Annotated in this window: 17 protein-coding genes; 5 read left to right on the plus strand and 12 right to left on the minus strand. The window is 62.1% G+C overall.

Annotated features, from left to right (window positions below; translation table 11 throughout):
• Positions 1-29: 29 nt before the first annotated feature.
• Positions 30-941, plus strand: a complete 912-nt coding sequence (locus IGB42_RS02635; protein ID WP_159666222.1) for a recombination-associated protein RdgC — start codon at positions 30-32, stop codon at positions 939-941.
• 140 nt (positions 942-1,081) lie between these two features.
• Here the strand turns inward: IGB42_RS02635 and IGB42_RS02640 are convergent, their stop codons facing one another.
• From IGB42_RS02640 to bioB, 4 genes are all read right to left on the minus strand, one after another.
• Complete coding sequence (locus IGB42_RS02640) at positions 1,082-1,537, minus strand: DUF2214 family protein (protein ID WP_159666226.1); 456 nt, start codon at positions 1,535-1,537, stop codon at positions 1,082-1,084.
• Between the two features lie 20 nt (positions 1,538-1,557).
• Positions 1,558-2,337, minus strand: coding sequence for a YaeF family permuted papain-like enzyme (locus IGB42_RS02645; protein WP_159666229.1), 780 nt, complete (start codon positions 2,335-2,337; stop codon positions 1,558-1,560).
• A gap of 47 nt (positions 2,338-2,384) precedes the next feature.
• A complete protein-coding gene (locus IGB42_RS02650; RefSeq protein WP_159666232.1) occupies positions 2,385-2,771 on the minus strand; it encodes a VOC family protein in 387 nt (128 codons plus the stop codon).
• 125 nt (positions 2,772-2,896) lie between these two features.
• Positions 2,897-3,880 carry a biotin synthase BioB gene (gene bioB, locus IGB42_RS02655; protein ID WP_159666235.1) on the minus strand — a complete coding sequence of 328 codons (984 nt, stop codon included), beginning with the start codon at positions 3,878-3,880 and terminating at the stop codon, positions 2,897-2,899.
• 71 nt (positions 3,881-3,951) lie between these two features.
• Here bioB and IGB42_RS02660 point away from each other — a divergent pair, with 71 nt between their 5' ends.
• Positions 3,952-4,656 carry a ComF family protein gene (locus tag IGB42_RS02660; RefSeq protein ID WP_159666238.1) on the plus strand — a complete coding sequence of 235 codons (705 nt, stop codon included), beginning with the start codon at positions 3,952-3,954 and terminating at the stop codon, positions 4,654-4,656.
• Positions 4,657-4,927: 271 nt separating this feature from the next.
• On the opposite strand, the gene IGB42_RS02665 is transcribed toward IGB42_RS02660, so the two are convergent.
• The 8 genes from IGB42_RS02665 to IGB42_RS02700 form a co-directional block, all read right to left on the minus strand.
• Positions 4,928-8,815 carry a translocation/assembly module TamB domain-containing protein gene (locus IGB42_RS02665; RefSeq protein ID WP_159666241.1) on the minus strand — a complete coding sequence of 1,296 codons (3,888 nt, stop codon included), beginning with the start codon at positions 8,813-8,815 and terminating at the stop codon, positions 4,928-4,930.
• Complete coding sequence (locus IGB42_RS02670) at positions 8,815-10,533, minus strand: autotransporter assembly complex family protein (RefSeq protein WP_159666244.1); 1,719 nt, start codon at positions 10,531-10,533, stop codon at positions 8,815-8,817. The genes IGB42_RS02665 and IGB42_RS02670 overlap by 1 nt, the downstream gene beginning before the upstream one ends.
• Positions 10,534-11,230: 697 nt before the next feature.
• A complete protein-coding gene (locus IGB42_RS02675; RefSeq protein ID WP_159666247.1) occupies positions 11,231-11,803 on the minus strand; it encodes a chalcone isomerase family protein in 573 nt (190 codons plus the stop codon).
• Positions 11,804-11,876: 73 nt separating this feature from the next.
• On the minus strand, positions 11,877-13,082 hold the full coding sequence (locus tag IGB42_RS02680; protein ID WP_159666250.1) for an acetyl-CoA C-acyltransferase: 1,206 nt from the start codon (positions 13,080-13,082) through the stop codon (positions 11,877-11,879).
• Positions 13,083-13,282: 200 nt separating this feature from the next.
• On the minus strand, positions 13,283-15,658 hold the full coding sequence (locus IGB42_RS02685) for a 3-hydroxyacyl-CoA dehydrogenase/enoyl-CoA hydratase family protein (RefSeq protein ID WP_159666253.1): 2,376 nt from the start codon (positions 15,656-15,658) through the stop codon (positions 13,283-13,285).
• Between the two features lie 289 nt (positions 15,659-15,947).
• On the minus strand, positions 15,948-17,237 hold the full coding sequence (locus IGB42_RS02690; protein ID WP_159666256.1) for an OmpP1/FadL family transporter: 1,290 nt from the start codon (positions 17,235-17,237) through the stop codon (positions 15,948-15,950).
• Positions 17,238-17,404: 167 nt separating this feature from the next.
• Positions 17,405-19,861: an acyl-CoA dehydrogenase gene (locus IGB42_RS02695; protein WP_174764153.1), complete on the minus strand. Its 2,457-nt coding sequence runs from the start codon at positions 19,859-19,861 to the stop codon at positions 17,405-17,407.
• Positions 19,862-19,882: 21 nt separating this feature from the next.
• Positions 19,883-20,530 carry a TetR/AcrR family transcriptional regulator gene (locus IGB42_RS02700; protein ID WP_159666259.1) on the minus strand — a complete coding sequence of 216 codons (648 nt, stop codon included), beginning with the start codon at positions 20,528-20,530 and terminating at the stop codon, positions 19,883-19,885.
• A gap of 385 nt (positions 20,531-20,915) precedes the next feature.
• On the opposite strand from IGB42_RS02700, the gene IGB42_RS02705 reads away from it, so the two are divergent.
• Genes IGB42_RS02705 through IGB42_RS02715 form a run of 3 tightly spaced genes read left to right on the plus strand, consistent with a single transcriptional unit; the run spans position 20,916 to position 23,649 of the window.
• Positions 20,916-21,947, plus strand: coding sequence for an ABC transporter substrate-binding protein (locus IGB42_RS02705; protein ID WP_159666262.1), 1,032 nt, complete (start codon positions 20,916-20,918; stop codon positions 21,945-21,947).
• A gap of 3 nt (positions 21,948-21,950) precedes the next feature.
• Complete coding sequence (locus IGB42_RS02710; protein ID WP_159666265.1) at positions 21,951-22,856, plus strand: proline/glycine betaine ABC transporter permease; 906 nt, start codon at positions 21,951-21,953, stop codon at positions 22,854-22,856.
• Complete coding sequence (locus IGB42_RS02715; protein ID WP_159666428.1) at positions 22,837-23,649, plus strand: ATP-binding cassette domain-containing protein; 813 nt, start codon at positions 22,837-22,839, stop codon at positions 23,647-23,649. Before IGB42_RS02710 ends, IGB42_RS02715 begins: the two co-directional genes overlap by 20 nt.
• The last annotated feature ends 25 nt before the right edge of the window (positions 23,650-23,674 follow it).

Here is a 23,674-nt window from a genome sequence, read left to right on the forward strand (position 1 = left end):
CCGTACACTGCTCCAATCAGGAAATCCCCATGCTCTGGTTCCGCAATCTCCAGCTTTACCGCCTTTCCCCCGATCACGCCCTGAAGGCCGAAACCATTGCAGAAGCGCTGGCCAAGCGGCCGTGGCTGCCGTGCGGCACGCACGACCTGTTCAGCCAGGGCTGGGTACCCCCTGCGCGCTTCGCGCCGGACCTGATGGTGTTTGCCAGCCAGGATGCCGTGCTGGTCACGCTCAAGACCGAAGAAAAAATCCTGCCCGGCCCGGTGATCAAGGAAGAAGTGGACGAGCGCATCGCCAGGATCGAGGCCGAAGAAAACCGCCGCGTTGGCCGCAAGGAAGCGAAAGACATCAAGGAGCGCGTCACCGAGGAGCTGATTCCCAAGGCGTTCAGCCGCTCGCGCAGCCAGCGCGCGCTGATCGACCTGCAAGCCGGCCTGGTGCTGGTGGAGAGCGCCAGCTCCGCCAAGGCCGAGCAACTGTTGTCCATCCTGCGCGAAACGCTGGGCAGCCTGCCCACGCGCCTGATCAATACCCAGACCACACCGCAGACCGCCATGACGCTGTGGCTGGAAAACCCGGCCGAAGGCGTGTTCGACCTGGGCCAGGATGCCGAGCTGCGCGAGCCGGGTGATGGCGGCGCCATCGCCCGCCTGACCCGTCAGGCGCTGGATACTCCGGAAGTGCTGCATCATCTGGAGACTGGCAAACTGGTAGCCAAGCTGGCGCTGTCCTGGGAAGACAAACTGGCGTTCCAACTGACCGAAAAACTGGAAATCAAACGCCTGACCATGCTGGACGTGCTGCAGGACCAGCTGAAAGACGCCGATGGCCAGGATCAGCAGGCATTGTTCGAGGGCAGCTTTGCGCTGACCGTGGGCGAATTGCGCCTGTTCGTGCCGGTGCTGATCGAGGCGCTGGGCGGGGAAATGCCTACGGCATAAGTCAGGATTGCAGCGGCTGCCGCTGCAACCGTCAATAAACATCGGGGGCGCTTTTGCGCCCCCGATGTTTATTGATCCCGCTACCGGATAATGCCTGCAGGCAAGCAGTCATCACCTGATCGTACAAGCGCAGCAAACCATCACCCCGGCAAGCCAATCCCCCGCGCCATACAGGCAGCCAGCACCGGAATCAGCGCCAGCAGGTGTACTTCGATCATCACCAGGCGGCGTACCGTCTTCAGTTCCTTGTCTGCAGGAATGAATGCGGGATCAGCGGCAGCGGCTTTTTTCCAGGCCAGGAAACGCGTGGTGGGCCAAGCGGACAGCAGGCCGATCACCACGAACAGGGTCACCTTGGCGTGGAATACCGGGTTGTGCACATAGAATGCCGAGCCCTTGATGCCATAAAACACCCGCAGCAAACCGGTACCCAGCACCAGCACGGCCATCAATGCGTACAGCGCGTCGTAGCGGGCCAAACGGGTGGCGGCCAGTGGCATCCACTCGCGCTTGATCAGTACGGTTTCGATGGCAAGAAAGGTGACCAGCAGCAAAATGGCCAGGTAATGCGCAGCAGCTAGTGCAGCATCGAGCATGGGAACTCCCTGTGGGTGGATCAGCGCCTTGCCAGTGCAGCGGCAGGTGACGCCTGGAATTTGAGGTGGCCCACGTAAACGAGGGGCTGGTGAATCTTGATCGATGGCACGTCGTCTTCGCGCATGTGCAGGATATCGGCCGGGCTGACCCAGCGCGGGTTGACGTCGGTAATCGGCAGGCCGGCCACGCGGTAGGCTTCGATCACGAATTGCGAGCAGAAAAAGCGGTCGTTGTCCGGCGTGCCCAGTTGGATGGTGGCGATGCCACGCATGCAGGCATCGCGCGTGACGGCCGGCATCAGCGGCAAATCGCAGATGCGCCGTTCGATCGAGAATGGCGCGTGCAGCATCACGCCCACATAGTTGTATTGGCGGCCGACCTGCGCCTCGGCAAAGTGGCGGATTTCCGCTGCCTGTGCCACGGTCAGATCGCTGCGGCGGAACGCCACCACCACGGCTTCTTCTTCCAGTACCTGGCTGACAGCGCGCAGCCGCACGCCCTCGCCCACTGCCTCGGCGATCAGGTCATCGCCCACATACAGCGCGGCGTGGCTGACTGGCGCCAGCGTGAACAGGCGGATACCGGCCGAGGTGATGCCATCAGTGGCAGAAAGAATGATGTCGCCGGGCAGCAGCTCGCCCTGCCCGATCAGCTTGCCGCCGTTCTTGGGGCTGAGGCTGCTGTTCTGGAATGCCACGCTGGCGGCTTGCGCGGTTGCGGGGTCGGCTTGCTTCATCTCGGTGGCACAGGCGGCCAGCAGCAAACTGGCCAGCAACAGCAGGATGGAACGACAGGTCAAATCAGCAATTCCGGTAAAGGCGTGGTTGAGCGGTGGCTGGCTGGCGCTCAGGCAGGGTCATGGCAGACCGCTTCGATATTATGGCCATCCGGATCCAGCACGTAGGCGCCGTAGTAATCGGGGTGGTAGTGCGCGCGGATGCCCGGCTTGCCATTGTCGCGGCCGCCTGCAGCCAGCGCGGCCTGATGAAACGCATCCACTTGCGCACGGCTGCCAGCGCGGATTGCCACGTGGATGGGCGGGTTGTTGGGGGTGCCGCGGTGGATCCAGAAATCCGGCTTGGGCGGCTCGCCAAAACCGGCGACATCCACACTGCCGGTAACTGCAGCGGGAAACTCAGCCAGCAATGCGTAGCCCAGTGGTGCCAGCGCCTGGGTATAAAAGGCTTTGCTACGCGCGAAATCGCTGACTGCTACGCCGGTATGGTCGATCATCACTGCGCTCCTGGCTGGGTTTTGGCTGGATGTGCAGCAGAACATACATCAAGCACAGCTGCTCCGTCATCTTCTTGTCAGCCATGGGAGCATGAAAAACCCGGCAGTTGCCGGGCTGGTCGGGATTACAGCGGCTGGATATCCAGTTTGCGGAACAGCGCCTGATCGCGCGTAACATCCGGGTTGCCGGTGGTCAGCAGCTTGTCGCCATAGAAAATGGAATTGGCCCCCGCCATGAAGCACAGAGCCTGCATCGCCTCCGGCATTTGCTGGCGGCCGGCAGACAGGCGCACGAAGGACTTGGGCATGGTGATGCGGGCCACTGCGATGGTGCGCACGAACTCGGTCCAGTCCAGCGGGTCTGCACCGGCCAGCGGCGTGCCTTCTACCGCCACCAGATTGTTGATCGGCACGGATTCGGGCTGTGGGTCCAGGTTGGCCAGCTGGTTGAGCAGGCCAGCGCGCTGCTCGCGCGTTTCGCCCATGCCGACAATGCCACCGGTACACACGTGCAGGCCGGCCTTGCGTACCTTGCCCAGCGTGTCGAGGCGATCATCGTATTCACGGGTGGACACGATATCGCCGTACTTTTCCGGTGCGGTATCGAGGTTGTGGTTGTAGTAGTCGAGGCCGGAATCCTTGAGCTGTTCGGCCATGCCTTCCTTGAGCATGCCGAAGGTGCCACAGGTTTCCAGCCCCAATGCCTTCACGCCGGCAATCATCTTCTTGAGTTCATCCAGATCGCGCTGCTTGGGGCTGCGCCACGCGCCGCCCATGCAGAAGCGGCTGGCGCCGTTTTCCTTGGCGATGCGTGCAACTTCCAGTACGTCGTCCGCCTTCATCAACGGTTCAGCTTCCACGCCGGTATGGTAGCGTGCCGCTTGCGGGCAGTAGCCACAATCCTCGCTGCAGCCGCCGGTTTTCACACTCAGCAACGTGGACAGCTGCACCTTGTTGGCATCGAAGTGTTCACGGTGCGTTTGCTGCGCACGGAACAGCAGATCGTTGAACGGCAGCGCAAACAGCCCGGCTACCGCCTCGACAGTCCAGTTATGCGTTTCAGCATGGGGCTGGCGGCGTTTCAGTTCGATGGTGTGCGGTGCATTCATCCGGCGTGATCTGGTCTAAACAGTAATGAACCGATTGTCCCGACGAGCATGCACAGTTGTCAAATTCAAAAATGAATTTTCTGAACAAGTTACAACACTGGCGCAACGTCGCCACCCGCACGCTGGCATTGCCGGCCAGTTGCCTGCTGTGCGGCTGCCTGTGCAAACGCGGCCTGTGCGCGGGTTGTGATGCCGACCTGCCCAAATTGCCGGCGGCGCTGTGCCCGCGCTGCGCATTGCCTACGCGCGATGGCGGCTTGTGTGGTGGCTGTCTGGCGGCACCGCCGGCATTCGATGCAAGCTTTGCCGCGCTCAGCTATGCCGGCGTTGCCCGGCAACTGATCCCCGCCGCCAAATTTGGCGGGCGCTGGCATGTGTTGCCCTTGCTGGCGGATGTATTGCTGCACCGTTTGCCGGTATCGCCCGCCGTGGACGCCATCGTACCATTGCCATTGCATCCCAACCGGCTGAAAGAGCGCGGCTACAACCAGGCGACCGAGATCGCCGTGCCGCTGGCACGTGCGTTCCACCTGCCATTACGCCACGACTTGCTGCTACGCAACCGCGATACCGAACACCAAGCACGGCTGACGCTGGCGGCGCGGCAAAAGAACCTGCGCGGCGCGTTTACCGCCAGGCCCGATGCCGGCGGCCTGCGCATTGCGCTGGTGGATGATGTAATGACGAGTGGAGCCAGCCTGGATGCAGCGGCACGCGCACTGAAAAAAGCCGGTGCTGCACATGTGGAAGCTTGGGTGCTGGCACGCGCGCTCTAGCTGTACCGGCCAAGCGCCCAGCTGAACGCACGTACTACCGACCGGGCACGTCACGGGCTTGGCGCCCCTAACAAAACCTGGTGGAACGTAGCCGGCAAGTTACGGCCGTTGAGGCGCAAAACGCAAGCAGTACCAAACGCAGAACCAGTGAGGCGCTACCCCCAGCCAGGAGCCCGCAGGTCAGCCCACACACGCCTCCAACTGCAGCGGTAGCAGCGCTTGAGCGCCGCAGCTGTGCGGTATCGCAGGCCCGGTCAACACCCTGCGCATGCTATTGTTTATCACCCCATAGCGAATCGAAGCGCACGGTATAGGTGGCATCCAGCGTGCTTTCATCGGTGCCGAAACGGCTGACCAGTGACCAGCGCTTCGAAAACTGCCACGAGAGTTTGATCGCGTCCTTGAGGCCATTCAGGCTCTTTTCCAGCGACAGGCGCACGGTCTTGGTCAGCCGCTTGCTGACCGAGACCACCTGCGTGCTGGTGCCATCGGCCATCTTGTCGGTGGCCATGCCCACTTCATCAATGCCGAAGTTGCCGAGGATTTCGTCGGCAAAGCCCTGCCCGGGGTCTCCGCCGCTGAGCACGCCACTGAGCAACTGCGCCAGCACCGCAGAATCGCCCTTGTCCATGGTATCGGTACCGTGGCCGAATAGCAGCCACGCCAGCTTTTCGTTATCCGGCACGCTGGGTTCCGAATACAGCGTGACCCGTGGATTCGATGCCGTACCCTTCACCGCCACGCCAGCTTCCACCGACAAACCGCGCCGCATGGCCAGGATATCCAGGCCAGGATTTTCCAGCGGGCCGGAGAAATTGAGCACGCCACGTTCGATATCGAGCTTCTGACCATACGCCTTGTAGGTGCTTTCGCTGTTCTCGGCGATCTTTACCTGGCCAAATGCAGCCAGCGGCTGACTGGGCTTGGCGCGCAGGCTCAGCCTGCCAACCAGATCGGCTTCCAGCCCGTAACCGCGAAAATGGAAGTTGTCGCCCAGGTCCACATCAAACTGCAGCGCAGTCAATGGCAAGCCGCCACCCGTTTTGGGCTCGCGGCCAGCCACCACCACGTCATCCGACAATTTGGGCACATCCACATTGCGGTAATAGATATCGCCCTGATCGGCGCGCATCTGGCCGGTTACGCTCAGGCCGTCCTTGCCATAACCCACATCGCCCTTGCCGGAGACGATCAGCAGCATGTCCGGCTTGTTGATGAGCGTGAGCTTCTGCGCCACGATGGTGGCCTTGGCCACCGGGCTGTCGCTGCCGATTTCCAGCGTACCGCTGGCCGACAGGCTGCCTTGCCCGCCCTTGAACTTCACCGCATCCAGGATCACTTGCTGCGGCTGCAGCCGCACGCGCATGGTGCCATCGGTGAGGTTGATGCCGGTTTCGCTGTCCTTGATCAGCAAGCCGTCGCCTTCCAGCGCGCCAGACAGATTGGCAGCGCCATCGAACGGGCCGCTGCGCTGCACATTGAAATGCAGCTTGCCCGCCAGCTGGATGGTATCGCCGAACAGCGGCGCCAGCTTGGCAAGATCCGGCAGGCTGCCTTCCGCCTTCACGTTGAGCGCCGCGCCATTGGCCGGTTGCCAGCGCGCGGCATCTACCACGGTCTCGCCGGTGATGCTGACGTTGCCGAAGCGGGTGCTGGCAAGATCCCCCACCAGCGCCACACGTGACTGCACGGCGGTGAGCTTGAGGTCGAGCTTGTCCAGGTTGAATGCCTGGCGCTGCCCTTCGCTGTTGCGCCAGCCGGCATCGCCACTGCTGCGTCCCAGCTCAACGATGCCATCCAGCGTACTGCCCTGGGTGATCTGCCAGCGGCCGGATAGCGCCAGATCGGTATCCAGATCCTTGATACCGGCCAGCTTCACCCATTCGGCCACCACCAGCTTGCTCAACGTGCCCGCAGTTTCCAGCTTGCCGGGTTGCCAGTTGACCTTGTCGATATTCAGGCGGCTCTCGCCTGCGGCCAACTGGGCACCGCTCAGCCGCACCGCATTGGCGCCGAATTCCGCATCCAGCGGTGCCAGCAAGCGCAATGGCACCGGGCCTTCGGCTTCCAGCTTGTCCAGCCTGCCACGCCACTGCCAGTCAGCAGATAAACCACCCGCAGCGGCCAGATTGAGGGCAATGGCGGTGCCAGCGTATTTGCCATCGGCAATCATCGTGATGTGATGCACCGCCCGCGTGCCATCGATGCTGAGCTTGAGCGAACCCACCTCGGCGCCGAAGCCCTGTGCACGCTCCAGTGCCAGGTCTACCCTGAGCGGCTTGTTCAGATCCGGGTACAGCTGCGTTTGCAGCCGGCCATGCAGCACCGTCAGGCCAAACGGCGTATTGAGCGCATCGATGGCCAGGTCACCAACGATCAGCGGCGCGCTCAGCTGGCCGGACAATTGCGCATCGCCGCGCACGCGGCCAGCAAAACCATGGCCGATCTGCGCCAGGTTATCCAGCCCCAGCTTCAGCGCCAGCTTGTCACCATCGCGCCCGAGCGCGCCCTTGGCCTCGATGCGGTTGTCGCCCAGGCGCAACCACAGATCGGTATCGGACAAACGCTGGTCCGCCAGCCTGAGCGTGCCCTGCCCGGCCAGTGGCTGGCCGTTGTAGCGGCTGGGAGTGAACAGATAATCCACCTGCGCCTGCCATTGCGGTTTGAGTGCGCCGCTGGCCTTGAGATGACCATTCAGTTCACCGGCTGGCACCGCCAGGAAATCCGCCGGGTTGAAGCGGGCAAACTGCCCTTCTGCCTTGAAATCCTGCTTGTCGAAGCCGAATTCGCCGGCCAGCTTGGCGCTGCTGCCGGCGTGCGCGAGCTCCAGATTGCGTATCGCCAGCCGGCGCTCTTTCTCCGGGTTGATCCAGCCCAGATCGGTCTTCAGTTGTGCCTTGTAAAGCGCATCGGACAGATCGGCCTTCACATCCGGTGCCTGGTAAGGACCGGTGAGCCTGACGGTGCCTGCCAGGCGGGTTTTTGCATCGCTGGGCACCAGCGCGGCAAGATCGATGCCGGTAAGCGTGAACAACGCGTCAAGCTGATCGGCACGAAACTGCCCCTTGCCCTTGATGGCGCCATCGCCCAGCAGACGGGCATTCAGGCTGGTGAGATCAAGCTGCGCGGCCTTGAGATCGAAATCTGCTTCCAGCAACGTGAAGGGCAAGCCATTGCTGTTGGCCGCACGCGGTGTGGCGTTGGTCACTACCAGCGCGCCATGGGCGCTATCGGCACCGCTGGGCGCCAGATCCATGCGGATGCCCAACTCTGCCTGTGGTACGCCCGGCAACACCACAGCCGGGTTCAACCTGTCCATCCGCAACTTGGCCTGCTTGAGGATGTTGTAGGTGTAAGGGGCAAACGCATCGACCCGCAAATCCAGCTCGCCAGCCACGCGCTGGCCGCTGATGCGGCCCTTCAGCAGCAGATCGCGCAAGGTGCCATCCAGCGTGTAGCTGGCTGCCACGTTGTAGTCTTCGATCTTGCCGGAGAAATCGATGGCACCGGCCGTCTTGAATGGCGGCTTGCCTTCCAGTTGCAGCCTCGCGGACGTGCGCCCGTAGGCGGACAGCATCTGCTTGAGCGTCACCTGGTGGAAGTTGCCATTGCTCGATACCTTCAGGTGGATATCGTGCAGATCCACCGGCGTACCGGCCAGCTGCAGCCGGGCAATGCGCACGTCGTCGATATGGATGCCCAGCGGCAACCGGATGGCCGCAGGTGCAGTGGTCGGCTTGGCCGCCTTGGGCGGTTGCGGCTTGCTGTGGATCAGCACCGTGCCGATATCGAGCAAGCTGGCAGAGAAATCCCGCGCAAACAGCGAATAGGGTTCCCACTTCAGATGCACGCGGTCGATCTTGACCGCGACCGCGTCGCTATCCACCGCGATACCGCTGACTGTCACATCGCGCCAGATCGGGCCATCGATGCGCTCCAGCTTCACCACGCCGGAGGCATTGAGCTTGGCAATCAGCCAGCTGCGGCCCGTCGGGCTGTCCACCCAGCGCATGCCCGCGTACAGCGCCACCCCCAGCAACAGCAGCACGGCCAGCGTGCTGTAGATGATCCAGCGCAGCAGGCAGCGCCGTCGCCCGGCCGGCGCCGGCTGGGCACTATCTGCGGGGGTACCCACGGGCGGCGGCACGGTGCTGCTCATCAGAACGCCATCCCCAGACTGAAATAGAAACGCACCTGCTCGCGGTCGAAGCCGTAGGCCAGGTCAGCCCCCACCACGCCCACCGGGCTGGCCCAGCGCGCGCCCACGCCGGCACCGGCCACCGGCTTGAGGTCTGCGAACGTGGCGGCGGCATCCCCATAATCGACGAACACCGCGCCGCGCCAATCCTTGTAGACCGGGTATTGGGCTTCCAGCGTGGCGGTAACGACCGCCTGGCCGGGCAGCACGGTGCCGTCCTCACCGGCGATACCCAGGCTCTGGTAATCGTAGCCACGCACGCTGCCCGAGCCACCGGCACGGAACAGCCAGTCGGTCGGCACCTTGTTGGGATCGTTGGCGATGGTTTGCCCCAGCTCCATGCGGGCAACGAAAATACCCTTGCCGGCAAACGGCAGGTATTGCTGACCGCGCGCATACAACCGCACGAAGGTTTCGTCGGACAACATGCCCTTGGCGGCACCACCGGCCTCCAGCTGCAGCAGGTTGCCGCGATGCGGATCGCGCTGGTTGTCCAGATCACGGCGTATCCAGCGGTAATTGGCCGTCAGTGCGGTCAGTTCGTCGATATCGCCACCGCCCCGGTCGCGCTTCTCGGTCAGGTATTCCAGCGTGATCAGTCGGTCGATGCCGTTGCTGTTGTTGATGCGGGTGATGGAACGGCTCACCCCCAGCTTCTTGCTGCGGGTATCGAGGTTCTCGACGTTCTCGTGCTTGAGCGAGCCATAAATGCGATGCGAATACCCGGTGCTGCGCTGCGGGAAGCTCACGCCGGTTTCAAATTCCTGCGTGTCCCTATCCAGCGTGGATTGCGCATCGAACACCCAGCCGCGGTTGAACAGGTTGTTATAGGTATAGGCGACCGAACCACGCGCGCCGGACGTGGTGCTGTAGCCGGCGCCGACAGACAGGCGTTGCAGCGGCACTTCCTGCACGCGCACCGTCACCGGTGCTACCCATGGCGCACTATCGCTGGGTATGGCCTCGACCGCTGCACCGCCGAAGTACGGCAGGTTTTCGATTTCTGCCTGCAGATCGAGCAGGTCCCGCCGCCGGTAGGTCTGGCCCGGCTTGAAATCGATCAGGTCTTTCACGATGGATGCCGGGTACCGCGACAGCCCTTCCACGGTGATCTCGCCGTAGGTATACGAAGGCCCGCTGTTGGCAATCAGCGTAACATCGGCGCTGTGCGTGGCCGGATCGATCCTGACCTGGCTTTTTTCGATCCGTGCAGCCGGATAGCGCGCGTTCTGCAGCGCCAGCAGCGTGCGGCGCTTGGCGTCATCCCAGCCCGCCTGGGTGAACACATCGCCTTCCTTCAGTTGCCAGTTGTTGCTGATGCGCGTTTGCAGCCGGCCTTCGCGCGCATCGTCATCATCGATACCGCCATTGAGCTGGAAATCGATCTGGCGAAAGCGCGTGAGCTCGCCCGGCACCACGGTGATCAACACCTTGGTGGGTGTGACTGTCGCATCGATCCGCGCCGTGACCTGCGGCGAAAAATAACCGATGGTATTGAGCAGGCCGGCGGCATCTTCCGGTACACGCTCCACCAGCACCGCCAGGCCCTCGTTATCGAACTTGGCATCGTCGCGCCAGCGATAGATATCAAGGTGGCGCGACAGCAACTCTTCCACGTTGCCCGGTGCTTCCAGCGCAACCGTATAGCGCGCGGATGCCGTGGCGGCGCATAGCGCCATGCATACAGGAACAAGAAAATGACGCGGAATGAAAAGCATGCGGTGCGCGACTGGAGCCAAAGCCGACACTTTACCCAACTGGCGCCAGTTATGAAGCAGGAGAAACCCCTTTCTTTTGACACCGGACATGGTTGCGGCAGGCAGCAGGCAAAAAAAAGCCCATGGGATCAATCTTGCGATTGTTCAACCAGGGCCTTGAAGATGGAGGAGTCGATAACTGCCCGAGGGCAGGTGAAGCCAAACCGCTTGCGCGGGGTTTCCGGCGCTTAACGCACCAGAGTCAACTGCCAGCCGTACGACTTGACCAGCAGACGTTGTGCGAGCACAGCGTTCTTGAAAATTTTGCGAAGGGTAAACATTTGCCTTCTCCTTGAGTGGGGACCAAACCTTTTGGGTGGCTCCCGTGGTGTCGGGCGGGTTCGCCTTCGACAAGACAAACTGTACCTAAACTACAAAACACGTGCAAGCGAAAATGTAGAAAAACTACGATATTTTTCACAAAACATGCAAACCAATACTACATAAAAAAGTAACAAAGCCACGTAATCACTCTAAATTACACGTAGCAACATTTTTTAACGTTTTGTACTTCGCGTAACAATACTACTTAATAACCAGTGGTTTCCCCAATATGAAAAAAGGCCATGCGTATGCCGCATGGCCTGATCCCGGGATGTGCTGCGGGTGCCCCGCGTGGCTATTTTCCGCCCAGCATGGCCGCCTTCAGATTGCTTTGCACCGGGTCCTTGCCCAGCCAGATCGACAACATGGCGCTGGCGAAATCATCACCGGCGATCACCGGATAAGCCTTGCCGCGCACACTGACCCGCGTGCCCTGCCCCGGCACGAAATCCAGCGCGATCACATCGCCCTTAGCCACCGATGCGACATCCCTGAACAATTTATCCAGCGCCTCCAGCTGGTTGGCAAAGCGCTTTTCCGCCCCCGGCGTGTTGTCGGTCATGCCTTCAACGAAGGATTCGTGCATCTTGGCCGCTGAAACCTCGCGCAGCATGCGCAGCTCCACGCGGCGCGGCGTGGTGGCCGAGATCACCGCATTGGCATCGCCGGTTTTCGCCGCCGTGTACAGCACCGCCAGGTAGACCTCGAACATCAGCTTCTTGCGTACGCCACCGCCATTGAGCTGCAGCGACTGGCTGGCCAGCTCAGTTTTGTCAGGCACGTTCTGGCCGGCGATCTCCGCGGCCTGTACCGCAGGAACAGCCAGCACCGCAGCCATCAGGCCGGCACACAGGGTTTTGCTCCACATCGCATCTCTCCTTGAAAAAACCCACGGACCAGGCCGTGGGCAAACGCGTTGTCTGATTGACGCTACGGTGTTCCTACAGGCTCTGGATGATGCCTGCCGCGCCCATGCCGGTACCGATGCACATGGTGACCATGCCGTACTGGCCCGGCTTGCCGGCACGGCGCAGGCCATGCACCAGCGTGGCAGTGCGGATGGCGCCGGTGGCGCCCAGCGGGTGGCCCAGCGCAATGGCGCCACCCTGCGGGTTGACGCGGCTCATGTCCAGATTCAGGTCACGGCTGACCGCCAGCGCTTGCGCGGCAAACGCTTCGTTCAGTTCGATCCACGCCAGGTCATCCTGCTGCAAGCCGGCGAGCTTGAGCGCGGCCGGGATCGCCTCTTTCGGGCCGATGCCCATGATTTCCGGCGGTACGCCCTTCACCGCAAACGTGACGAAGCGCGCCAGCGGGGTGAGGTTGAATTGCTTGAGGATTTTTTCCGACACCAGGATCACCGCACCGGCACCATCCGACATCTGTGAGCTGTTGCCCGCGGTGACACTGCCCTTGGCCGCGAACACGGTCTTGAGCCTGGCCAGGCCTTCGGCACTGGTATCACGGCGCGGGCCTTCGTCATCGACCAGCGTTTTCCTGATGTGCTCGACTTCGCCGGTGGCCAGGTTGGGTACGCGGTAAGTCACTTCCAGCGGGGTGATTTCATCGCGGAACAGGCCGGCTTCGGTAGCGGCCAGCGCACGGCGGTGCGATTCCACCGCGAATGCATCCTGGTCTTCGCGGCTGACGTTCCACTGCGTGGCCACTTTTTCTGCGGTCAGGCCCATGCCGTAGGCAATGGCGATGTTTTCGTCCCGGGCGAAGATATCCGCATTCAGCGCCACCTTGTTGCCCATCATCGGCACCATGGACATGCTCTCGGTACCGCTACCGATCATGATGTCCGCTTCACCCAGCCGGATCTTGTCTGCCGCCATCGCCACCGCATTGATGCCGGACGAGCAGAACCGGTTGATCGTCACGCCCCCCACGGTATTGGGCAGGCCGGCCAGCAGCGCGCCGATACGCGCCACGTTCATGCCCTGCTCGCCTTCCGGCATCGCGCAACCCGTGATCACGTCCTCGATCAGTGCGGGGTCGAGATTGGGTACTTGCGCCAGCGCACCGCGCAATACGTGCGCCAGCATGTCGTCCGGCCGCACGTTCTTCATCATGCCGCGCGGCGCCTTGCCTACCGGCGTGCGGGTTGCAGCAACGATGTAGGCTTCCTGAATCTGTTTGCTCATGATGAGCTCCTGAAGTTGCATTTTGCGGCCTTGGCCGCCTTCAATTCCAAACTGCACAGGCGAATACCGCCAGAGCTGCGGGAAGGCCGTGGTGCAGGGCAAGGAATGGGGATGGTGAGGCCGCGGAATGGGCTGATGCCCATGAGCAGCCGAACCAGCCCCGATGACGCCGCCATGCGCCGCGGAGGCCCGCAGATCGGTTAGTTTCGGAGCGGTTTGTTGTTCTCGAGCATGTACATGATGCGTTCCTGCGTCTTGCCCTTCTTGAGCAAGCCCATGAAACGCTCACGCTCCAGCCGCAATATCCATTCCTCGTTCACCAGCGTGCCGGCATCCACATCGCCACCGGTGACCACCTCGGCAATCTGCACGCCGATGTGATAGTCGTACTTGGAGATGAAACCGCCTTCCAGCATGTTGATCAGCTGGCCCTTGATGGTGGCAGCACCGGTACGGCCGGCCACCGGGAATGTCTTGGGCTTGACGGGGGCTCGGTAGCCGGTGGCCGCCAGCGCACGCACCTGCGCCTGTGCCACGAACAGCAGCTCGTTGGTATTGAACAGCACCACGTCCGAATCCTTCAGGTAGCCGATCTGCTGGCCTTCCTCGGCGCTGGTGCCCACCTTGGCCATGGCCATCGCCATGTAGTAATCCTTCAGCACCGCCAGGATGTCGCCACCCTTGGCTTCGCGGCTGGCGCGCAATGCAAACTCCTTGCAGCCGCCACCTGCCGGCAGCAGGCCCACGCCCACTTCCACCAGGCCGATATAGGTTTCCACCGCCGCAACCACGCGCGCGCAGTGCATCAGGAACTCGCAACCGCCACCAAATGCATACCCCTGCGCAGCGCCCACCACCGGTACCTTGGCGTACTTGATCGCCATCGAGGTGTTCTGGAACTCGGCCACCATGGTTTCGATGGCGCCAAAATCGCCGGTCATGAAGGCCGGGCCCATGCTGGCCAGATCCGCGCCCACCGAGAACGGTGCTTCCGGGTGCCAGATCACCAGGCCCTGGTAGCGCTCTTCGGCAATCCTGATTGCCTGCTGCACGCCGGCCAGCACGTTGGCGCCGATCGCATGCGCCTTGGTGATGAAGGACAGCACCGGCACATCCGGCGCGGCCGGCGGCAGCCACAGGCGCACGCTGTCGTTCTCGAACACGGTTTCGCCATAATCGGGCTCGGCATCCCCTACCAGTTGTGGCGGGTAAAGCTGGCGCTGGTATACCGCCAGCGTGGAGCGCGCCACCAGCTTGTCCTGCGCGGCGCTGTATGAACCGGCCGGTGCATGCACGCCGTCCACGCCGGCTACCCACGCCGGCAACGGGGTGGATGCCATGCTCTTGCTGGCAGCGATATCGGCATCGATGGCTGCTGCCACCGCTTTCCAGCCGGCAGCCTGCCACAATTCGAACGGGCCTTGCTTCCAGCCGAAGCCCCAGCGGATGGCAAAATCGATATCGCGAGCGGATTCGGCAATGGTCGGCAGCAAGGTGGCCACGTAATGCCATACATCCCGCAGGCATGCCCACAGGAACTGGGCTTCGGGGTGCACGGATTCGCGCAACGCCTGCACGCGGGCAACCGGGTCTTCCAGCTTGAGGATGGCTTTGACTTCGTCACTGCCCTTCTGACCACTTTCCACGTATTCGCCGGTTTTCGGGTCGAGTACGGAAATCGCCTTGCCTTCCTTTTTGTAGATACCGGCGCGGGTTTTCTGGCCCAGTGCGCCTTTTTCGATCAGCGCGGCCAGCCAGGGCGGGCTCTGGTAAAACGCATGCCACGGGTCGTCCGCCAGGTTGTCGGTCATGGTCTTGACCACGTGGGCGAAAGTATCGAGACCCACCACGTCGGCAGTGCGGAACGTGGCCGACTTGGGGCGACCCATGCGCGGGCCGGTCAGGTCGTCGACCACATCGAAACGGATGCCGAATTGTTCGGCATGATGAATCGTTGCCAGCATCGAGAACACGCCGATACGGTTGGCAATGAAGTTGGGGGTATCTTTGGCGCGAACCACACCCTTGCCCAGGCGGGTAACAAGGAAGGATTCAAGCGCATCGAGCTCGGCCTGCTGGGTGCCTGCAGTCGGGATCAGTTCGACCAGGTACATGTAGCGCGGCGGATTGAAGAAATGGATACCGCAGAAGCGGGTTTTCAGCGCGTCCGGCACGCCATCGGCCAGCTTCTGGATCGACAGGCCCGAGGTATTGGTGGCAAGGATCGCATGCGGCGCAAGATGCGGCGCAATCTTCGCGTACAGGTCCAGCTTCCAGTCCAGCCGTTCGGCGATCGCTTCGATCACCAGATCGCATGAGCCCAGCAGCGCGAGGTCGCTGCCGTAGTTGGCCGGCTGGATCAGGTCGGCACGCATCGCGGACATCAGCGGTGCGGGCTTGAGTTTTTTCAGGTTATCCACCGCCTTGAGCACGATGCCGTTGGCATCGCCTTCCTTGGCGGGCAAGTCAAAAAGCACGGTATCGATACCGGCATTGACGAGGTGCGCTGCAATCTGCGCCCCCATCACACCGGCACCCAGCACCGCCACACGGCGGATTGGCGCGGAATGAGCCATTTGGATTGCCTCTCAGAACACTGTAAAAGACGGGCGGCTTGCGTCGCCCGCCGGTGGCTGCAACAGCCGTTTGGAACCAGCCATGACCCCAAGCGGTTGCTTTACAAAGACCCCGTTCGCGCCACCGGCAAGTGCAGCGAGGCTCCCTCGCGGTAGCAAGAGGGCGGGGGAAGTGGAATCAAAACCAGCAGAGCTGCCATTTCACCTTCAAAAACCGGAGAGAACCCGGCTATGCCGGGTTCTTGATGCCGGTAGCGAGAGAAAATGGCCAAGCACACAAGACAGGCTCTCAGAACTTGTAATTGACTTGCAGACCGAAGATGTTGGCGTAGCTGGAGAAATCAGCCCTGGTGGTGGTCTTGCTGGTTTCTTCAAAGGTATTCATGCTCGAATCCTTGATATCGACATAGGTGTAGGCTGCGTCGATCGAGGTATCCTTGTTGATGGCATAGTTGATGCCGAACGAGTACCAGATACGGTCGCTATCCGGCAGGCCGGCAATGCGCAGGTTGTCGCTGGGCACCGGCGATTCGTCGAACGCCAGGCCAAAGCGCAGCTTGAGCGGATCACTCACCTTGTACGACATACCCACCGAGTAGCGGTTCGTGTCATTCCACTTTTGCGGGATGGTCGCGCTATTGCCGTTGGCCAGCACCAGTTTGATTTCCTGCAGCTTGGAGTGATACGTGCGGGTGTAGTCCGCGGTCAGTGCGATCTGCTCGTTCACCTGTTTGAACACGTTCAACGAGAACGATTCCGGCGTATCGAGCTCGATCGTGCCGTGCGAAGTCAGCGCGGCAATCGGCGCACCACTGGCCACCACATTGCCCTTGGCTTCGCCGCTCAGGCTGTTACTGATGCTGGAGCGATAAGCCACGCCAAAGCGCAGGCTCGGGTCCACGGTGAACGTGGCGCCCAGGTTGAAGCCGTAGCCCCAGTCGTCGCCGTCGTAGTTGAGCTGGCCATCCACCAGGCGTGGCGGCACGGCGGGCAGTACGCCAGCAATGATGGCCTTGCTGAACTTGGCCTTCATGTACTGTGCAGTCACACCGGCGCCGATCGAGAACTGGTCGTTGATCTTGTAGGCGATTTCCGGGTTGAACGCGAAGGTTTCCAGCTCCAGGTTGATGCCGTTATAGCGGCCTGCCCAGTTGCTGTCCCACTTGGTCTTGTCGCCGAACGGCACGAACAGGCCCAGGCCCAGGAACAACTGATCGTTGACCTGATGGGTGAGGTACATCTGCGGCACCACCACCGGAGAGGTCGGTTCGCCACCGTTGCCACCGGTAAACGATGCAGCAGGCACGCCGGTACGGCTGGCCTTCACATTGGACGCAGTGATGTGCGGATCAACCACGATCAGGGCGCCGGTGAAATTGGTGCCTTCCAGGTGCGTGATGCCGGCCGGGTTGTAAAACACCACCGAGGCATCGGCTGCTTCTGCAGCGTTGGAATTGGCCATACCCTGCGCGCTGACACTCTGCACACCAAAGTGGTAACCGGATGCATGCGCCTGGGCGGCGACAAGCAGCACACTGCCTGCACCGATCAGTTGCACTGCCTGGGCGATTTTCTTCATCTTAGCGCTCTCCATGAAGCAGCCTGTGCCGGCTGCAAATTCAACTCGTTAGATCCAGGTGTTTCAGTCAAACGACTGATTAACCTTGGCAAGCGCATCGTGTAGTGTCAAATACAGCACTACAAGATGCGGTTTCTACTGATGCACCTGTTCGGCTCACGCAACACTCAGAACACTACGCGGCGCACCGCTTCCGGGTCTGCGTGTTTCAGCTCGATATCGAAATCATCCACCATGATCACCTCGCGCTTCAGACGACGAGCCCGCTCTACCGAAGCAAACTCGGCTTCGGTGATGAAGCCCTTGGCGCGCGCCTCTTCCAGCCTGCCGCGCGCAGTGATGGCCTTGAGCTGTCCGTCGCGCTGCGCGCGGCGCAGCTTGCTTTCCAGCCCTTCTGTCTCGATCACCGCGATCATTGCCGGCTCCAGCACGCCGACTGCATCGTTTTCATCCTTGGGCACGTACATGAACTCGGTCAGACGGGCACGGCTGGCCGATGGCTCCATCAGCGAGCGGGCAATCCGGGTACCCACGCGGTCTGCCGGTCCTTTCAGGCTCATGCCGAACGGGAACACCACGCGGCGCATGCCCCATGCCAGGAAACGGTTCGGGTGGTTGTTCAGGAAGCCGTTCATGGCCTCTTGCACGTCATACAGTGCCGATTCGACTGCCCAGCGCACCAGCGGGCGGTCTTCCTTCGGTTCACCGTCGTCATGGAATTTCTTGAGTGCGGCGGTGGCAATGTAAAGGCCGGACAGCATGTCGCCCAGACGAGCGGACAATTTCTCGCGGAATTTCAGGCTGCCGCCCAAAGTGGCCATGCCCATGTCGGACAGGAAAGCGAACGCGGCGGACAGGCGCACGATGTCGCGGTAGTTCTGCGCGGTAGGGCCGGACTTGGGCGAACGTACGAAGCGCGCACCGGTGGCGCCCATCACGAAGGCACGGGCCTTGTTGGAGATGGTGAAGCCGATATGGCCGATCACCGCTTCATCGAATGCCACCGCATCGTTACTCATTGCCGAGCGCATTTCCTTGAGCACGAACGGATGGCAACGGATGGCGCCCTGGCCGTAGATGATCATGCTGCGGGTAAGGATATTGGCGCCCTCGACGGTGATCGCCACCGGAATCGCCCCGTAGCCCGATGCCAGGTAGTTGCGCGGGCCCACGCACACCGCCTTGCCGGCGTGCACGTCCATGGCATCGTTCAGGACTTTGCGCATGCGCTCGGTGTTGTGGTACTTGAGGATGCCCGACAGCACCGATGGTTTTTCGCCCATGTCGAGGGCAGTCAGCGCCAGCCGCTGTGCGGCATCCATCTGGTAGGCATGGCCGCCGATGCGCGCCAGTGCTTCATCCACGCCCTCGAAGCGGCCGATTGCCAGGCCAAACTGGTTACGGATACGCGCATACGCACCGGTGGTATAAGCAGCCACCTTGCCGGACGCCACCGACATGGCCGGCAGCGAGATGCAACGCCCCACCGACAGGCACTCCACCAGCATGCGCCAGCCCTGGCCGACGTAGCTTGCGCCGCCGATCACCCAGTCCAGCGGAATGAATACATCCTTGCCCCAGTTCGGGCCATTCATGAATACCGCGCTGCCCGGATAGTGGCGACGCCCGATATTCACGCCCTGGTGATTGGTGGGAATCAGCGCGCAAGTGATGCCGATATCGTCTTTCTGGCCGATCAGGTGTTCCGGGTCATACAGCTTGAACGCCATGCCCAGCACCGTGGCCACCGGGCCCAGCGTGATATAGCGTTTTTCCCAGGACAGGCGGATACCCAGCACGTCATCGTGCTGCTCGCCGGTCAGCGGATCGGTATAGCTGCCACGCGTCACCACGCCGAAGTCGGGGATGCCGCCGGCGTCCGAGCCGGCTTCCGGGCTGGTCAGCGCAAAGCACGGGATATCCACGCCCTTGGCCAGGCGCGGCAGGTAGTAATTCTTCTGTGCTTCGGTACCGTAGTGTTGCAGCAGCTCACCCGGGCCGAGCGAATTGGGCACCATCACCGTCACTGCGGCAGAGCCGGAACGCGTGGCGATCTTGGTGACCACGCGGGCATGCGCGTAGTTGGAAAACGCCTTGCCGCCGTATTCACGCTTGATGATCATGCCGAGGAAGCCCTGATCCTTGATGAACTGCCACACTTCCGGCGGCAAGTCCTTGGTCTCGGTGGTGATCTTCCAGTCGTCCAGCATCGCGCACAGCTGTTCGGTCGGGCCGTTCAGGAACGCTTCTTCCTCGGCAGACAGCTTGGGGGCCGGATAGTTGTGCAGCTTGCTGAAATCCGGCTTGCCGGAGAACAGGTCACGATCCCACCACACGGTGCCGGCATCGACCGCTTCCTGCTCGGTCTGCGACATTGGCGGAGTGATTTTCTTGAAGATGCCGAACAGCGGGCCGGTGATCAGCGCGCGGCGCAGCGGCTTGATATTGAGCGCGGCCAGCACCAGCACCACGGCAACCAGCCAGCCGATGTGCGCGCCGCGGCAGTACACGCCGAAGCCGACCGCCGCCAGGGCTGCCAGCGACGACAGCCACAACGGCGCACGCACGTACGCCAGCAACAGGATGGCAGCGATGATCGCCACCAGACAAATCAGCACAGTCATAGCTTTCTCCCCGAAAAGGAATCAGTTCGCTGCCGGCGCAGTCAGGCCGGCGACGAGGAATGGCATCAGCATGCGCGACACCTGCATGGGGTCGCGCGCATTGGTCTTGGGTTGTTCCATGAACAGGCGCAGCACGTTGTTGCCGGCAAAGGCGCTGAACATGGCGCTGGTCAGGAAGTGGAAGCGCCAGTGCACTTCCGTTTCCGACAGATGCGGCAATGCCTTCTGCAACGCGGCGGCGTAGCGGCGCACCACTTCGCCATAGCGGCGCGGCATGCTTTCCTTCAGGATGGGGTGTGGCTCCACGTAGGCGCGTGCCAGCAGCTTCACGAAGGTCAACCCGCCCAGCGCCGGGTCTGACCCAAGCTGCAGCGCAGACTTGATGAAGGCATCGACGATATCCTCTGCGCCGGGGGCGGTTTTCTCCCGCTCCAGCGCATCGATATTGGCAATGGTGAGCTTGGCAAACGGCTCGGTACGGCGCTCGAATACCGCGCGGTACAGGCCGTCCTTGGAGCCGAAGTAATAATTGACGGCAGCAATGTTCACGGCAGCCGACTGCGTGATCAAACGCATCGACGTGCCATCGAAACCGTGTTCCACAAACAGGATTTCCGCCGCATCAAGGATGCGTACGGATGTCTCCTGGGCCTTGGCTGATTCCGCCATCGCTTTCTCCAGCGTGCTGCACGGGATGTGCTGCACTATTCACATTCAAACGTATGTTTGAAACTATAGCAGCGCGATTACATGCGTCAAGTAGGTGTTGACCCGGATTCGTGCAATTAACCTGCAATACGCCCCAAAACAGGGCTGAACGGCAGTTGTTGCGGTCTGGCGCGATGCCGCAGCGGCCGGTTTCGCCTCATGCGATGACCAGCCTGCCGAGCACCCCATCAGCGATCTGCGACAGCCCGGCACGCCGCCGACAGCGCGCATGCCGTACTCATATCGCCTACATGCGCCGACTAGGCAGCCCGCGCGCAACGCGGCAGGATGCGCTAGAAAGATCACAGCCCCGACGATCACAACCGACTGCGCACAGGAAACCCCCATGACCCTGCCCCGCCCCCTCGCCTGCATCGCCTTGCTGGCCAGCCTGGCCGTTAGCGCCCCCGCCTGGGCCACCGAGGCTCCCTGGTGCAAGGCCGGCAAGCCAGTGAAACTGGGCGGGCTCAACTGGGAAAGCGGCGCGCTGCTCACCGAGCTGATCAGGACGGTGCTGGAACAGGGTTATGGCTGTCAGACCGAAACCGTGCCGGGCAATACCGTCACGCTGGAAAACGCGCTCGCCAGCAACGATATCCAGATCATTGCCGAAGAATGGGTAGGCCGCAGCGAGGCCTGGAACAAGGCAGCATCCGCCGGCAAGGTCAAGGCGGTGGGCAAGGTGATCGTGGGCGCAACCGAAGGCTGGTACGTGCCCGACTACGTGATCAACGGCGATGCCAAACGCGGCATCAAGGCAGCAGCCCCCAAGCTGAAGGCCGTCAGCGACCTGCCCGGCCATATCGCACTATTCAGGGATGCGGAGGAACCTGCCAAGGGCCGCTTCCTCAACTGCCCCACCGGCTGGACTTGCGAAGGCGTCAATAGCCAGAAGCTCAAGGCGTACAAGCTGGAAGGCAGCTACGTGAACTTCCGCCCGGGCACCGGGGCCGCGCTGGATGCGGAAATCAGCTCTGCCTACCAGCGTGGCAAGCCCATCCTGTTCTATTACTGGGCGCCTACCGCGCTGATGGGCAAGTACAAGTTCATCAAGCTGCAGGAGCCGGCGTACAACGAAGCGTGCTTCAAGACGCTGGCCAACAAGGATCATCCAAGCCCATGCGGTTCCGCCGCGCCGGAAGCGTTGATCCAGACCGCACTATCGAAGCCGCTGGCCGATGGCGACCCGGCACTGACGGCATTCCTGACCCGCTTCAACGTGCCGATTGAACGCTTGAACCAGTCATTGGCCCACATGGCAGACAACAAGCTCGATGCCGCGGCCGAGGCCAAGCTGTTCTTTGCCGCGCAGCCCAAGGTCTGGCAGGCCTGGGTACCGGCGGATGTAGCGGCCAAACTCAAGGCGGCACCGAAATAACGCATGTCGATTTTCCTGCCGGTCTCGATCAAGGACAGCACCAACCGCGCCATCGAGTTCATCGTGATCCGCTTTGGCGATGCGCTGCATGCGTTCAACGATGCAGTGCTGCAATGGGCGCTGCTGCCGCTGGAAAAACTGCTGCGCGGCGCGCCGCCGTGGCTGGTGCTGCTGCTGATTGCGCTACTGGCATTGCATGCCACCCGCCGCATCACGCACGCGCTGTGGATGACTGCCGCGTGCTACCTGATCGGCTGCTTCGGCCTGTGGGACATGCTGATGCAGACACTGGCGCTGGTGCTGGTGGCCACGCTGCTGACGGTGCTGATCGGCCTGCCGGCCGGCGTGCTGGTATCGCAATCGGCCCGTGCCCGCAAAGTGCTGCTGCCGGTGCTGGACGTGATGCAGACGCTGCCGCCCTTCGTGTACCTGATTCCGGCGGTGATGCTGTTCGGCCTCGGCAAGGTGCCTGCCATCCTGGCAACCGTTATCTATGCCGTGTGCCCGCTGATCCGGCTGACCGATCTGGGCATACGCCAGGTGGATCACGATGTGACCGAGGCTGCCTGGTCGTTCGGCACCACGCGCTGGCAGCTGTTGCTGGGTGTGCAGTTACCACTGGCTTTGCCCTCCATCATGGCCGGCCTCAACCAGACGGTGATGATGGCGCTGGCCATGGTGGTGATTGCCTCGATGATCGGTGCACGCGGGCTGGGCGAAGAGGTACTGGCCGGCATCCAGACGCTGGACGTGGGCAAGGGCTTGCAGGCAGGCCTGGCCATCGTGCTGCTGGCCATCGTCATCGACCGCATCACCCAGGCCTATGGCAAACCACGCCGGCTGCGCAGCATAAATGGTGAAAACCGGGATAGTGAAAAGCGTGAATCCGATGCAGCCGGCCAGCATTGAAGCGCGCCACCTGTACAAGCTGTATGGCGGTGATGCCGCTGCCGCGTTGCGCCTGCTGCAACAGGGGGCGGACAAAGCCACCGTGCAGCAGCAGACCGGCAGCCAGGTGGGGCTGAACGATGTATCGCTCAGCATTCCGGCAGGCGGCACTTATGTGATCATGGGTTTATCCGGCTCGGGCAAATCCACGCTGGTGCGCCATTTCAACCGGCTGATCGACCCCAGCGCCGGGCAGATCCTGCTCGACGGGGCAGACATCCTGCAACTGGGCGCCGCCGGGCTGCGTGAGCTGCGCCGCCGCAAGATCAGCATGGTGTTCCAGGGCTTCGGCCTGCTGCCGCACCAGAGCGTGGAAGCCAATGTGGCGTATGGCCTGCTCACACGCGGCGAGCGCAAGGCCGATGCAATGGCCAAGGCCCAGCACTGGCTGGCGCGCGTGGGGCTGGATGGCTACGGCGCGCGCTACCCGGATGAATTATCCGGCGGCATGCGCCAGCGCGTGGGGCTGGCGCGCGCGCTGGCGATGGATACCGATATCCTGCTGATGGATGAACCGTTCTCCGCGCTTGACCCGCTCACCCGCCACGACATGCAGGCGCTGTTGCTGTCGTTGCAGCAGGAATTGCACAAAACCATCGTCTTCATCACCCATGATGTGGACGAGGCATTCCGGCTGGGCCACCGCATTGCCATGCTGCGCGATGGCCGGCTGGTGCAGGAAGCCACACCCGAAGCATTGCGTAGTGCACCAGCCGATGATTACGTGGCGCGCTTCATCACCGCGCAGGCATGAATGCAACCGAATGTGCCGCAGCCAC

Source organism: Andreprevotia sp. IGB-42, from assembly GCF_009848685.1.
In the GTDB taxonomy this organism is placed as follows: domain Bacteria; phylum Pseudomonadota; class Gammaproteobacteria; order Burkholderiales; family Chitinibacteraceae; genus Andreprevotia.

Excerpts from the sequence above, each read along its gene's own strand:
- IGB42_RS02675 (WP_159666247.1), bottom strand. The coding sequence starts at position 11,803 with ATGTGGAGCAAAACCCTGTGTGCCGGCCTGATGGCTGCGGTGCTGGCT.
- IGB42_RS02665 (WP_159666241.1), bottom strand. The coding sequence starts at position 8,815 with ATGAGCAGCACCGTGCCGCCGCCCGTGGGTACCCCCGCAGATAGTGCC.
- bioB (WP_159666235.1), bottom strand. The coding sequence starts at position 3,880 with ATGAATGCACCGCACACCATCGAACTGAAACGCCGCCAGCCCCATGCT.
- IGB42_RS02700 (WP_159666259.1), bottom strand. The coding sequence starts at position 20,530 with ATGGCGGAATCAGCCAAGGCCCAGGAGACATCCGTACGCATCCTTGAT.
- IGB42_RS02650 (WP_159666232.1), bottom strand. The coding sequence starts at position 2,771 with ATGATCGACCATACCGGCGTAGCAGTCAGCGATTTCGCGCGTAGCAAA.
- IGB42_RS02685 (WP_159666253.1), bottom strand. The coding sequence starts at position 15,658 with ATGGCTCATTCCGCGCCAATCCGCCGTGTGGCGGTGCTGGGTGCCGGT.
- IGB42_RS02690 (WP_159666256.1), bottom strand. The coding sequence starts at position 17,237 with ATGAAGAAAATCGCCCAGGCAGTGCAACTGATCGGTGCAGGCAGTGTG.
- IGB42_RS02710 (WP_159666265.1), top strand. The coding sequence starts at position 21,951 with ATGTCGATTTTCCTGCCGGTCTCGATCAAGGACAGCACCAACCGCGCC.
- IGB42_RS02670 (WP_159666244.1), bottom strand. The coding sequence starts at position 10,533 with ATGGCGCTATGCGCCGCCACGGCATCCGCGCGCTATACGGTTGCGCTG.
- IGB42_RS02635 (WP_159666222.1), top strand. The coding sequence starts at position 30 with ATGCTCTGGTTCCGCAATCTCCAGCTTTACCGCCTTTCCCCCGATCAC.
- IGB42_RS02705 (WP_159666262.1), top strand. The coding sequence starts at position 20,916 with ATGACCCTGCCCCGCCCCCTCGCCTGCATCGCCTTGCTGGCCAGCCTG.
- IGB42_RS02695 (WP_174764153.1), bottom strand. The coding sequence starts at position 19,861 with ATGACTGTGCTGATTTGTCTGGTGGCGATCATCGCTGCCATCCTGTTG.
- IGB42_RS02660 (WP_159666238.1), top strand. The coding sequence starts at position 3,952 with ATGAATTTTCTGAACAAGTTACAACACTGGCGCAACGTCGCCACCCGC.
- IGB42_RS02640 (WP_159666226.1), bottom strand. The coding sequence starts at position 1,537 with ATGCTCGATGCTGCACTAGCTGCTGCGCATTACCTGGCCATTTTGCTG.
- IGB42_RS02715 (WP_159666428.1), top strand. The coding sequence starts at position 22,837 with ATGCAGCCGGCCAGCATTGAAGCGCGCCACCTGTACAAGCTGTATGGC.
- IGB42_RS02680 (WP_159666250.1), bottom strand. The coding sequence starts at position 13,082 with ATGAGCAAACAGATTCAGGAAGCCTACATCGTTGCTGCAACCCGCACG.